Source organism: Myxococcus stipitatus DSM 14675, from assembly GCF_000331735.1.
In the GTDB taxonomy this organism is placed as follows: Bacteria; Myxococcota; Myxococcia; order Myxococcales; family Myxococcaceae; genus Myxococcus; species Myxococcus stipitatus.
This window is the reverse complement of the sequence record NC_020126.1, coordinates 9,468,154-9,480,167: the sequence shown is the minus strand read 5'-3', so window position 1 is coordinate 9,480,167 and position 12,014 is coordinate 9,468,154. Positions and strand designations below refer to the sequence as shown.

Sequence of the window (12,014 nt, the reverse complement as noted above, 5' to 3'; positions counted from 1 at the left end):
GCCGCTCCTGCCTGGCCGCTACCGCTTCAGCGCGTACTTGCCGATGACGTAGAGGGCGCGCACGCCGTCCTTCCAGCCAATCTTCTTGCCCTCTTCGTACGTGCGCCCGTGGTAGCTGATGGGCACCTCGTAGATGCGCCAGTTGCCGCGCGCCACCTTGGCCGTCACTTCGGGCTCGAAGCCGAAGCGGTTCTCCTCCACCTCGAAGGAGCGCACCACTTCGGCGCGGAACGCCTTGTAGCAAGTCTCCATGTCGGTGAGGTTCAACCCGCTCGTCATGTTGGAGAGCGTGGTGAGCAGGTTGTTGAGCACGGTGTGCCAGAAATACAGCACCCGGCGCGGCGTGCCCGTGAAGCGGCTGCCGAACACCACGTCCGCTTCCCCGTCCAGGATGGGCTGAATCACCTTGGGGATGTCCCGCGGGTCGTATTCCAGGTCCGCGTCCTGCACCAGGATGATGTCTCCGGTGGCCTCGGCGAAACCACGGCGCAGCGCGGCGCCCTTGCCCTGGTTCTTCTCCTGGAACAACACCCGGATTTCATTCCGGTTCTGGGGCGTCCCCCCCAGTATCTCCACGCCCTGCGTGGCCAGTTTCTCGAGCAGCTCGCGGCTTCCGTCCCGAGAGCAATCGTCCACCAAGACGATTTCCTTCGGAAAGTCGACAGCGATGCAACGGCGCAGCAGCTCCGCGAGTGTGGGAATCTCGTTGTAGACGGGGATGACCAGGGAGACGAGCATGACGCTCCGCGCTCTACCTCATTTCGACCCGGGGGGCGAATGTCCAGCACCCGGCGCTGTCGAGGGGGTGGCTGCCCTTTCCCGTCCAGGCGGTGTGAGATGGGGGTGTAGCAACACGCTTCACGTGTATCGCGCGGAATGCTCCGGTGGGGGCAGGGGCCGTGGGGGGCTCCCTGCCGACGTGTGACTGCGGAAGGGAACGCCATGAACGGCCAGCTCGGTCCTGCGGTGCGAGGCGCGGTTTCCCTGGTGAGAGGGCTCTTCGGGGAGGGTGGTCCCCAGGGGAACCTGGGGGAGTTCTTCTTCGGCGCGTGGAACATGCCCCACGGCCACTGCTACCTGTGGAAGCAGGACCTGATGGTGATGCACGTGGTGTCGGACGCCTTCATCGGCGCGGCCTACTTCCTCATCTCGCTGTCGCTGTACGCGATGGTGCGGCGCACGCGGATGCCATTCGGGGGGATGGTGCTGTCGTTCGGCGTCTTCATCGCCGCGTGTGGGCTGACGCACTTCATGGAGATATGGAACGTGTGGAACTCCGCCTACTACCTGGCGGGCGGCATCAAGCTGGTGACGGCGGTGGCGTCGGTGGCGACGGGCCTGTACCTGGTGCCGCTGCGCGGGAAGGTGGTGGAGTTCACCCAGGCGGCGCGCCTGTCGGAGGAGCGCCGGGTGGGGCTGGAGAAGAGCTCGCAGGAGCTGGAGGCGCTGTACGCCAAGCTCAAGGCGTCCGAGGAGCAGCGCACCCGCTTCTTCGCCAACGTCAGCCATGAGCTGCGCACGCCGCTGACGCTCATCCTGGGCCCCGTGGAGCGGCTGCTCCAGCACGGGGACCTGAGCGAGGCGCTGCACAAGGACCTGGACGTCGTGCGCCGCAACGCGCGCATGTTGCTGCGGCACGTGAACGCGCTCCTGGACGTGGCCAAGCTGGACGCGGGGAAGATGCGCGTGCGGTACTCGGAGGTGGACCTGGCGCGGCTGGTGCGCTGGAGCGCGGAGAACTTCGAGGCGCTCACGGCGGAGCGGCGGCTGGCGCTGGTGCTGGAGCTGCCCGCGAGCCTGCCGGCGCAGGTGGACCCGGAGAAGCTGGAGCGGGTGGTGCTCAACCTCCTGTCCAACGCGTTCAAGTTCACCTCGGAGGGGGGCCACATCCGCGTCGCGCTGAGCGCGGAGGCGGGCTGGGGACGGCTGGTGGTGGAGGACAACGGGCCGGGGGTCCCCACGGAGCTGCGCGAGGCCATCTTCGAGCGGTTCCGTCAGGGGGACTCGGACCTGGCGCGCGAGGTGGGGGGCACGGGCCTGGGCCTGGCCATCACCCGCGACTTCGTGACGCTGCATGAGGGGCGCGTCTGGGTGGAGGAGCGGCCGGGTGGTGGGGCCCGCTTCGTGGTGGAGCTGCCGTTGATGGCGCCCACGGGCGTGAAGCTGGCGGAGCGGCTGGAGATGGAGCCGCAGGGCGTGAGCGCGGGGGCGACTCGCGCGGAGGTGGACCTGCTCCGGCCGGAGGAGGTGGAGCCCGCGCCCGTGCGCGTGGAGGACTCGAGCCGTCCCCGCGTGCTGGTGGTGGAGGACACGCGGGAGATGCGCCGCTTCGTGGTGGAGACCTTGTCCAAGCACTTCCAGGTGGCCACGGCCGTGGATGGGGTGGACGGGCTCGCGCAGGCGGAGCGGATGCAGCCGGACGTCATCGTCAGCGACGTGATGATGCCGCGCATGGGCGGAGACCGGCTGGTGCGCGAGGTGCACACGCGCCCGGGGCTGGAGTCCACGCCGGTGTTGCTGCTCACCGCGCGCGCGGACGAGGCGCTGCGCGTGGACCTGCTCCGCGCGGGGGCGCAGGACTACGTGGTGAAGCCCTTCGTGTCCGAGGAGCTGGTGGCGCGGGTGTCGAACCTGGCGACGATGAAGCGCACGCGCGAGGTGCTCCAGGGCCTGCTCGCGGCGCGCTCGGTGGACCTGGAGGCGATGGCGCGGGAGCTGGGCATGCGCAAGCGGCAGCTGGAGGTGGCGCTGGAGACCACCGAGCGCGCGAGCTCTTCGCGCAGCACGCTGCTCCGGCTGGTGTCCCATGAGCTGCGCACGCCGCTGTCGGTGCTGCAGCTCACCTTGCATGCGCTCCAGCGGGAGCTGGTGGGCCTGCCGCCTCGGGCGCTGGACATGTTCGAGCGGATGCACCGCTCCACGCTGCGCCTGCGGGACATGGTGGAGATGGTGCTTCAGTACAACCAGCTGGAGGAGGGGCGGCTGGTGGTGCGGCGCGAGGCGGTGGACCTGGGCGGCGTGGTGGACGACGTGGTGGCGGAGGTGCGCGTGGAGGCGACCCGCAAGGGGCTGGGGCTGGAGCTGGCGCGGCCCGAGGGGAAGCTGCTCGCGCGCACGGACCCGCGCATCGTCCACCTGGTGCTGCACAACCTGATGATGAACGCGGTGAAGTACACCGAGAAGGGCCGGGTGTCGGTGGAGGTGGAGGGGTGGCCTCGGGGGTGGCGCTTCCGGGTGCGCGACACGGGCCCGGGGATTCCTCCCGACGCGCAGTCGCGCGTCTTCGAGCCCTTCGAGCACATGGAGCGGCTGGAGAACAAGTCCAAGCCGGGTGTGGGGCTGGGGCTGACGCTGGTGCGGGAGATGGTGGCGGTGCTGGGCGGCGTCGTGACGGTGACGTCGCAGCCCGGCGTGGGCAGCGAGTTCACCGTCGAGCTGCCGTCCTGAGGGCCTCCATGAGCGCGTCCAGGTCCGCGTCGGTGGTGAGCGGATTGATGAGGGTGACGCGCAGGTACACGCCTCCGGGCAGCTTCGTCTGCACCAGGTAGAAGTCGCCGCGCGTCACCAGCCGCTCGCGCAGCCGCGCTTGCAATCCGTCCCACTCCTCCGGGGGGACGTGCGCGGGGGTGTGGCGGAAGCAGAGGATGTTGCAGTCGGGCGACACGGGGACCTGGAAGTCGCTGGTGGCGGAGAGGCGCTCGGCGAAGCGGCGCGTCTGGGCGTAGGACTCCGTCACCGCGTCGGCGAACAGGCGCGTGCCCAGCACGCTCAGGCACGTGTAGAGCTTGAGCGCCATCATCTCCTTGGTGCACTCCATCGTCCGCTGGGCCACGTCGCTCCAGGGGCGCTCGGTGCCCTCGAAGAGGTAGCTGGCCTCCTGGGCGAAGGCTTCGAACGAGCGCGCGCCGTCGCGGAAGAGGACGGCGGTGATGAGCGCGGGCATGAGCAGGCCCTTGTGCGCGTCCCAGACGATGGAGTCGGCGCGGTCGAGGCCGCGCACCTGGTGGCGGTGGGGGGCGCTGAGCACCGCGGAGGCGCCGTGGGCGGCGTCCACGTGGAACCACAGGCCGTGCTGCTCGCAGAAGTCGGCCACGGCCTCCAGCGGGTCGAACGCGCCCGTCGCGGTGGAGCCGGCGCTGGCGACGACGGCGATGACCTTGCGTCCCGCGAGGGTGGCCTTCTCCAGCGCGGGGGCCAGGGCCTCCGGGCGCAGGCGGAAGTGCTCATCCACGGGGACGGGGATGAGGCCCTGGGCGCCCCAGCCCATGACCCGCGTGGCGCGCGAGAGGCTGTAGTGCGCGGTGGAGGCGACCAGCGCGGCGAGGGGCGGGCCCGCGTGGGCGCCGTCGTTCCACGCGTCGTAGCCGGCCTTGGCCTGACGGGCGGCGAGCAGCGCGGTGAGGTTGCCCAGCGAGCCGCCCGAGGTGAGCACACCATCCGCCGTCTCCGGCAGGCCGAGGCGCGCGGCCATCCAACGCAACACATGGCGCTCCATGGCGGTGGAGACGGGGCCCATCTCATACACAGCCATGCCGTTGTTGAGCAGGGATGAGACGGCGTCACACAGCGCGGCCAGGGGCACGGGGGCGGTCACCTGGTGGCCGACGTAGCGCGGGTGATGCAAGTGATTGGAGCCGGAGAGGACTCTCGCCACGAGTTCCGGGAAGCTCCCCGTGGGCTCCTCGGGGAAGGCCGTGGCGAAGCGGTCCACGTTCACCGCGGGCGACGCCCACGGCAGCACGGGCAGGCCGTCACCGCGCTGCGCCTGGGCCAGGTAGTCCGCCAGGGACTCCACCAGCTGGCGTCCCTGGCGACGGAACGACTCGGCGTCATAGGCGGCGGTGATGCGCTCACGGAAGTCGGTCATGGTAGCGCGACAACCTAGCCTCGCTCCGCGCCCGCGTCCTCGGGTCCGTGCACACCCGAGAGAGAGGTTGCTTCGTGGGATGTCTCACCTGCCCGCCCAGCGGACAGGCTGGCCCCGGCGCATGAAACGCATTATCTCCCCGAGGAGGGACGCGCGTGTCGCGCGACACCCGGCACACTCGAGGAAACGCACCATGGCCGATGCGAAGGTGACGATTACCTACTGTGGTTCTTGAGGCTACAGGCCTCGGGCCGCCCGTGCGGCGGTCGCGCTGAAGGATGAGCTGGATGTGGTGGCGGAGCTGAAGACGGGGCCCTCCGGGAGCTACGAGGTCGCCGTGAACGGGAAGGTGGTCGTCCGCAAGGACTCGCTCGCCTTCCCCACGGACCAGGAGGTGGTGGACGCGGTCGCGCGCGCCCTGGACGGCTAGTCACCCGATACACGGCCGGCCCGGAGAGCCCCGGGTCGCCCCCAGGGCCTCGCCGCCGGGTGTCCTGTCCGAGACACTTCCCCACCCGAGGCCGCGGCGAAGCCTCCTGCCGAGGAAGCGCCCGGGACGGGGTGCTCCCAGGTGGGCGGATGCGGGCGCACCTTCTGCGGCAGGAGGTGGACGGATGGCCTGGCCCGAAACCGCGTCGCCCTATGAGCGGCGCTCCATCGTCAGTGGCATGCGCGTGCGGGACGGCGCGGGGACCTTCCTCGGGTACGTGACGCGCGTGAGCGGAGAGCACCTCTACCTGCGCCGCTGGCTCCTCAGCCGGCACTGGGGCCAGGTGCCGCTGTCCCGCATCCGGCACGTGACGCCCGGAGTGGTGGAGTTGGAAGGTCACGGCGCCGTGGACGTGGCGCCCCGCTCCCTGCACGGGGAAATCGCGACGCAGACGTTTCCCCTGGTGGAGCCCGAAGCCGCGCACGGTTGAGCGGGCCCGCGCGGGCTTCAGGTTGGTGCGGCGCGCCGCGCGGAAGTGTGCTTCAAGGAGGCGCCATGCTGCCCATCGACGAGCTTTCCCAGAAGGTCTCCGCCGCGTTCGCGGACCGGACGAAACTCAAGGACCCGGACTTCGTGTCCGCCGTGCGTGAGACCGTGGCACGCCTGGACTCCGGAGAGCTGCGCGTCGCGGAGAAAGGCCCGGACGGCTGGAAGGTCCACGCCTGGGTGAAGGAAGCCATCCTCCTGTTCTTCGCCGTGTCGGAGATGAAGGTGATGGAGGTGGGGCCCTTCGAGTTCCACGACAAGGTCCCGCTGAAGAAGGGCCTGGACAAGGCGGGCGTGCGCGTGGTGCCGCCGGGCACGGTGCGCTACGGCGCCTTCGTGGAGCGCGGCGCGGTGGTGATGCCGGGCTATGTGAACATCGGCGCGCGCGTGGGCGCGGGCACCATGGTGGACACGTGGGCCACGGTGGGCAGCTGCGCGCAGGTGGGCAGTGACGTCCACCTGTCCGGCGGCGTGGGCCTGGGGGGCGTGCTGGAGCCGCCCACCGCGACGCCCGTCATCATCGAGGACCGCGCCTTCCTGGGCAGCCGCTGCATCGTCGTGGAGGGCGTGGTGGTGGAGGAGGAGGCGGTGCTGGGCGCCAACGTGGTGCTCACCGCGTCCACCCAAATCATCGACGTCACCGGCCCCGAGGAGCGCGTCTACAAGGGCCGCGTCCCCGCTCGCAGCGTGGTGATTCCCGGGATGCGGGAGAAGCAATTCCCCGCTGGGAAGTACATGGTCCCCTGCGCGCTCATCATCGGCCAGCGGACACAATCGACTGACAAGAAGACGAGCCTCAACTCGGCCCTGCGCGACTTCGCCGTGCCCGTGTAGGCGTCCGCGGAGAAATCCAGAGCGGTGGAGGCTTCCGTAGAGGGGATGATGGCGCACCTCGACGACATCCTGGCGGAGTGGGTCCTGGAGACCCTGGAGCCCCCCGCTCGGGAGGCCGCCGAGCGCCATCTGGCGGACTGCGCGCGGTGCCAGGGCGAAGTCCGCCGTCTGTCCATGGCGCGCGATGCCCTGTCTGTGTTGACACCTCCCGTCGAGCCCCCCGCCTCCGTGCTGGGGGCGCTGATGGAGCGCATGGAGGGGCCTCGCCGCTTCGAGCGCTTCGCGGAGCCGGTGGCCTCGTTCTTCGACCTGTCGCGGGAGCACTCGCTGCGGATGTTGGAGTCGTTGGGGGATGCGTCGCGGTGGATGCCGGGGCCGGTGGAGGGCTCGGAGTTGTTCCCCGTGGAGCCGGGCCCCGCGCGCGAGGGGATGATGGCCGCGGTGCTGCGGCTCCACCCGGGCGTGCGCTATCCCAAGCACACGCACCTGGGACGCGAGCTGAACCTGGTGCTGGAGGGCGGGCTGCGCGAGGACTCCGGTCACGAGGTCTGGCCGGGCGAGGCGCTGGAGAAGACGGTGGGCAGCGCCCACGGGTTCTCCGCGCTGCTGGGCCCCGCGTGTCTTTGCGCGGTGTTGCTGGAGGGCGCCACGGAATTCGAGGAGGCCCTCGCTTCGCCGTCGTGAGTTGACGTAGGCTTCGAGACATCTGGCGCCCCTACTTCGTCCATGAGCCCTTGCTGGCTTGCCAGCGGGGCGGGGCGCCGACTTTTCTTCTCGGCTCGGGAGTGGGGCATGCCTCGGGTGCTGGATGACGTCGTGGGGTCCCTGGAGCACGACGGGGCACGGACACACGAGGGAGCCACCGCCTTCGACCTGTCCGGCACGGACCCGCTGACGCACCTGACCTTCACGAAGGGCTCGGCGCTGCTCGAGGAGACCTTCTACCGGACCCAGCGGGACGAGATTCGCGACTACGCGACGGCGCTGCTCGACGCCGAGCGGCATGAGCGGGGCTTCGGCTGGAAGTTCGCCGCGTACATGCGCGACCCGGTGAAGGGGAAGGGCAATCGCATCCAGGGGAGTGTCGCGCCGGCCATCCTCGCCGCGGCGGACCCGGGCGGCCCCTTCACGGAGGAGTACACGTTCCGCTGTCTGCGCCACCGCGCGGATGACGTCGCGCTGTTCGTCACGCACTTCGAGAACCTGGGCCTGGGCGAAGTCCCGGAGGCCGCGCGCAAGGGAATGGCGCGGGCGCTGGGGCAGATGGATGAGTATCAGGTGCTCAAGTATTCGCGGCGGCAGTTCCCGCTGACGCGGCGCCGGAAGAACGGCCAGCGCGCGAGCCTGCGGCTGGTGGATGCGATGGGATTGGCGAAGGCGCACCTGGATGAGCGCACGCTGAAGCTCTACCGCTACCTGCATGCGCCGACGCGGGAGCGCGCGGGGCTGACCGAGGGGCTGTCGCTGCTGGAGGCGCGGCGCGCGTACTTCGGCGGCGAGGCGAGCGTGGAGAACTTCGTGCAGGGGCGCCTGTCCACGGAGCAGGCGCTGTCCTTCATGGGGTCGACGGTGGAGACGTGGCGGCGCGTGCTGGACGTGCCGGGCCTCTTGCCGGACCTGGCCTTCAAGGGCTACGTGCGCGCCATGTATCAGGCGGGCATCCCGGTGGACGCGCTGCTGGCCGAGGCCCGCAAGCGCCGCTTCGCGGGCCTGTGGCCGCATCAAATCTACATGGGCTGGCGCGCGGCGATGGAGGGCAAGTCGCGCCCGAACTACTCGGGAGACAAGATTGTCTTCATGGCGGACCCCGAGCCGGCGCTCGCGCCTGTGTTCGAGGCCATCCTGGAGCAGGTGTGCAAGGGATTGCTGCCCAAGGGGCCCAGCCTGGGGCTGGCGGACATCTCTGGCTCCATGTTCAGCACGCCCCTGGGCGGCACGAAGAGCTCCGCGCAGGTGGGGGACGTGGCGGTGACGCTGGCGGCGGTGATGGCGCGGGAGTTGGGCTACGCGGCGACGTTCGCGGATGACTGCTACCTGGAGAACCTGCGCGAGAAGCAGGGGGTGTTCGGCCTGGCGAAGAAGCTGTGTGAGGGGAAGGGCTGGGGCAGCACGCAGGTGGCCAACTCGGTGGTGAACCTCATCTTCACCCTGCTGGACCAGCCCTCGCGCCCGAGGCCGCGCACGCTCTACTTCTTCTCCGACATGCAGTTCCATCCGCCGCAAGCCCAGGCGCTGATGCCGCTGCGGGCGCAGAAGCTCCGGGAGCGAGCCATTGCGTTCGACACGTCGGTGCCACCCCTCCTGGCCGCCATCCAGGCGTGGCACGAGTTCCTGGGGCCCGTGGACGTGGTGATGTGGAACCTGGCGGCGTATGAGAACGCGCCGCTGCCGTCCTCCCTGCCGCACGTGTTGTTGCTGGCGGGCTTCGACGCCAACTCATTCCGTCACGTGTCTGAGTGGCAGTCGAAAGGCAGTCCCGCGGTGTCGGAGAAGCCGAGCCCCGCGCTGACGCCCTCCGACGCGGCGGCGAAGAACAGCGTGGAGCTCGACTTCATCCGGGCCTTCTGACGGAGCCGCCCCGGGGGCTCACTCGCGGAAGACGGGCAGCCCCTTGCTGATGCGGTCGAAGAGTTCGCCCCTGTCGATGCGCCGGGGCTCCTCCTCGTCCTCCCCGTCCTCGCGAGGCTGGAACACCTCGTCGACGAAGAGGGACTGAAGCGTCTGCGCCACGCCCTCGCCGTAGCCCTGGCTGTAGGTGTCCATGTCGAAGTGGTGCTCCGCTTCGACGGTGGCCATGAAGGCGTGGTCGTCCTCGATGACGACCTTCGCCTTGATGGTGTTCGCGGCGAGGATGTGGTCGTTGTAGTAGCCGAGCACCACGTCGCGGGCCTCGATGTCGCCTTGGACGCTGAACTCGCAGTCGGTGTAGAGGCCGTGGCACTTCAGGTGGCCCAGGATGGCGACCAGTGACTCATTCGCCGAGTCCGTCACCACGCCGTGCACGGTGACGTTCCCTGTCACCGCGAACGGCTTGTAGATGGACAGGTCGCCGTCCACCTCCAGGTCGCCGTGGTGGAAGAACACGCGGCGCATGTCGAGCGGCCCCTGGAGGCGGACCTTCCTCGGCTCCACGCCGAGCGCGTCCCGCAGCGCGGTCAACTTGGCGAACGTCTTCTCGGGCTCTCCGTAACCACACAGGTCCGTGGCCACCTCCTGCGCGGAGGCGGCGGGGTGGGTGAGGTCGAGCTTCTCGCCCGCGAGCGTTCGGGTCAGCGCGTCCGGGTTCACGGGGAACGGCGCGAACACGTCGTCGCTTCGCGTGAAGGGCACGTGGGGTCTTCCGCCCGCGGCCTCCAGGAGGGCGATGATGGCGTTGAACCCGGGCGTGCGCTTGTTGTGGGCGACCCAGACCTCCTCCTTCGTCCGGAGCGCGACGCCCAGCGGGGTGAGCCCCTGGCCGTCGATGGCGTTCACCTCGGCGCCGCGCTCGAGCAGCAGCTTCACGATGTTGGGGGTGCCGCGGCCGGCCATGCGATGCAGGGGCGTCCTGTCTGCCTCGTCCCGTCCGTCGATGGCGGCGCCCGCGTCGAGAATCTCCCGGTAGAGGACCTCCGAGGTCCAGGCGAAGGCCCCGCCGTGTTGGTTCTTCACGTCCGAGGGGATGCGGGCTCCGGCCGCCTTCAGCACTTGAACGGCCTCCGACACCCGGGTCTCGGTCTCTGGCGAGGCCGAGGACTGGAGGGCGTCCAGGAGCGGCGTCCGCCCATGCGAGTCGCGCGCGTTCACGTCCGCGCCCGCGTCGATGAGCACGCGGATGCCAGCGACATCGGGCGGGGTGCCCTCGGTCGAGTAGGGCCACCGCAGGGCGAGTTGGAGCACCGTCGCGCCGTATTCGCCGCGCGCGTTCACGTCCGCGCCCTCGGCGACCCAGCGCCTCATGGCCTCCGCGCCGACGTCCACCTTCTTGTTCTGCCTGGCCTTGCACACCGCGAGCAGGCCCTTGGTCGCCTCGTCCGCCGTCCCCGACATTTCATCCTCGAAGCATGTGAGTCAGCGGAGAGTATCCGTGAACACACGTTCAGAAGCACCTGCTCATAAACTGATGAATCCAAGGGCCTGGGCTGTCCAGGGCGGGGCCTGGGTGCTTGCCGTGTGGTGGGGGGGCTTCGGCGGGCGGGGAGGGGTGGGGTTATGGTGGGAGGCGCATGTCCTCCTCTCAAGACCTCGCCACGAGGCTCGCCCGTACGACGCTCGAGCTGTGCCGTATCTCCAGCCCCATCACCCAGGAAGGCCCCATCGCCGACTTCACCGAGCGGTGGGCGCTCCAGCACTTCCCAGCGAAGGACGTCTGCCGGGTCGGGCACACGCTGCTCTTGGGGAACCTGGACGACCCTCGGCCCACGGTGGCGCTCATCGGGCATCTGGACACGGTGCCCGCGCACCCGAGCGACCAGGGGCGCGTGCCTCGCATCGAGGGTGAGCGCGTCTTCGGGTTGGGTGCGTCGGACATGAAGGGCGGGCTGGCGGTGATGATGGCGCTGGCGGAGGACCTTCGCCGCGACACGTTGCCGGTGAACCTGGCGTTCTTGTTCTACGAGCGGGAGGAGGGGGCGTATGCGGAGAGCGGCTTGATTCCGCTCTTCGCGAAGCGACCGGACCTGGCCCGCGTGAAGTTCGGCATCGCGATGGAGCCCACGGACAGCGAAGTCCAGGTGGGGTGCGTGGGCTCGATGCAGGCGACGGTCCGCTTCACGGGGCGCAGCGCGCACTCGGCGCGGCCGTGGCAGGGGGAGAACGCCATCCACAAGGCGGGCCCGTTCCTGGCGGAGTTGTTGGCGAAGCAGCGGGTGGAGGTGGATGTCGACGGCTTCCGCTTCTACGAGGTCATCAACGCGACGCTGGCGAAGGGGGGGCGCGCGCGGAACGTGATTCCCGAGGCGTTCGAGCTGAACCTCAACTATCGCTTCGCGCCGGGGAAGAGCATCGAGCAGGCGAAGGCGGACGTGCACGCGCTGGTGGCGGGCCGCGCGGAGGTGGAGATCTCCGACGCGTCGCCCAGCGGGCCGGTGGTCTCCGGCAACCCGCTGTTCCAGAAGCTGCTGGCCATCACGGGGTTGCCCGCGGCCTCGAAGCAGGCGTGGACGGATGTGGCGCGCTTCGGGGAGTGGGGCGTGGACGCCATCAACTACGGCCCCGGTGAGACGGCGCAGGCGCACCAGGCGAACGAGAGCGCGCCCATCGCTCCGCTGGCCGTGGCGTACGAGAAGCTGGCCGCGTTCCTCAAGGGGTGACGCGGGCTCGGGGCTGGCTCCTGGCTGACGCGTTACGAGCCCGTGA

10 protein-coding genes are annotated in these 12,014 nt (G+C 69.8%); 7 read left to right on the top strand and 3 right to left on the bottom strand.

The window, feature by feature from the left end:
* Positions 1 to 18: 18 nt before the first annotated feature.
* A complete protein-coding gene (locus MYSTI_RS36715; RefSeq protein WP_015352922.1) occupies positions 19 to 738 on the bottom strand; it encodes a glycosyltransferase family 2 protein in 720 nt (239 codons plus the stop codon).
* A gap of 204 nt (positions 739 to 942) precedes the next feature.
* Between MYSTI_RS36715 and MYSTI_RS41210 the strand changes: the two genes are divergently transcribed.
* Positions 943 to 3,447 carry an ATP-binding response regulator gene (locus MYSTI_RS41210; protein ID WP_015352921.1) on the top strand — a complete coding sequence of 835 codons (2,505 nt, stop codon included), beginning with the start codon at positions 943 to 945 and terminating at the stop codon, positions 3,445 to 3,447.
* Here MYSTI_RS41210 and MYSTI_RS36705 read toward each other — a convergent pair.
* Positions 3,425 to 4,867, bottom strand: coding sequence for a pyridoxal phosphate-dependent decarboxylase family protein (locus MYSTI_RS36705; RefSeq protein WP_015352920.1), 1,443 nt, complete (start codon positions 4,865 to 4,867; stop codon positions 3,425 to 3,427). The two genes, MYSTI_RS41210 and MYSTI_RS36705, sit on opposite strands and share 23 nt — an antisense overlap.
* 193 nt (positions 4,868 to 5,060) lie before the next feature.
* Between MYSTI_RS36705 and MYSTI_RS45070 the strand changes: the two genes are divergently transcribed.
* The 5 genes from MYSTI_RS45070 to MYSTI_RS36685 all read left to right on the top strand — a co-directional run bounded on the left by MYSTI_RS45070 (position 5,061) and on the right by MYSTI_RS36685 (position 9,245).
* Positions 5,061 to 5,297, top strand: coding sequence for a SelT/SelW/SelH family protein (locus tag MYSTI_RS45070; protein ID WP_015352919.1), 237 nt, complete (start codon positions 5,061 to 5,063; stop codon positions 5,295 to 5,297).
* Positions 5,298 to 5,481: 184 nt separating this feature from the next.
* On the top strand, positions 5,482 to 5,787 hold the full coding sequence (locus MYSTI_RS36700) for a hypothetical protein (protein WP_015352918.1): 306 nt from the start codon (positions 5,482 to 5,484) through the stop codon (positions 5,785 to 5,787).
* Between the two features lie 65 nt (positions 5,788 to 5,852).
* A complete protein-coding gene (locus tag MYSTI_RS36695) occupies positions 5,853 to 6,677 on the top strand; it encodes a 2,3,4,5-tetrahydropyridine-2,6-dicarboxylate N-succinyltransferase (protein WP_015352917.1) in 825 nt (274 codons plus the stop codon).
* 45 nt (positions 6,678 to 6,722) lie between these two features.
* A complete protein-coding gene (locus tag MYSTI_RS36690) occupies positions 6,723 to 7,361 on the top strand; it encodes a cupin domain-containing protein (protein WP_233278078.1) in 639 nt (212 codons plus the stop codon).
* 108 nt (positions 7,362 to 7,469) lie between these two features.
* The gene (locus MYSTI_RS36685) at positions 7,470 to 9,245 is read left to right on the top strand and encodes a hypothetical protein (RefSeq protein ID WP_015352915.1); all 1,776 of its coding nucleotides are present in this window, start codon (positions 7,470 to 7,472) and stop codon (positions 9,243 to 9,245) included.
* An 18-nt stretch (positions 9,246 to 9,263) separates the two neighbouring features.
* On the opposite strand, the gene MYSTI_RS36680 is transcribed toward MYSTI_RS36685, so the two are convergent.
* Positions 9,264 to 10,706, bottom strand: coding sequence for an ankyrin repeat domain-containing protein (locus MYSTI_RS36680; protein WP_015352914.1), 1,443 nt, complete (start codon positions 10,704 to 10,706; stop codon positions 9,264 to 9,266).
* A 176-nt stretch (positions 10,707 to 10,882) separates the two neighbouring features.
* Between MYSTI_RS36680 and dapE the strand changes: the two genes are divergently transcribed.
* A complete protein-coding gene (gene dapE, locus MYSTI_RS36675) occupies positions 10,883 to 11,968 on the top strand; it encodes a succinyl-diaminopimelate desuccinylase (protein WP_015352913.1) in 1,086 nt (361 codons plus the stop codon).
* Positions 11,969 to 12,014: the final 46 nt, after the last annotated feature.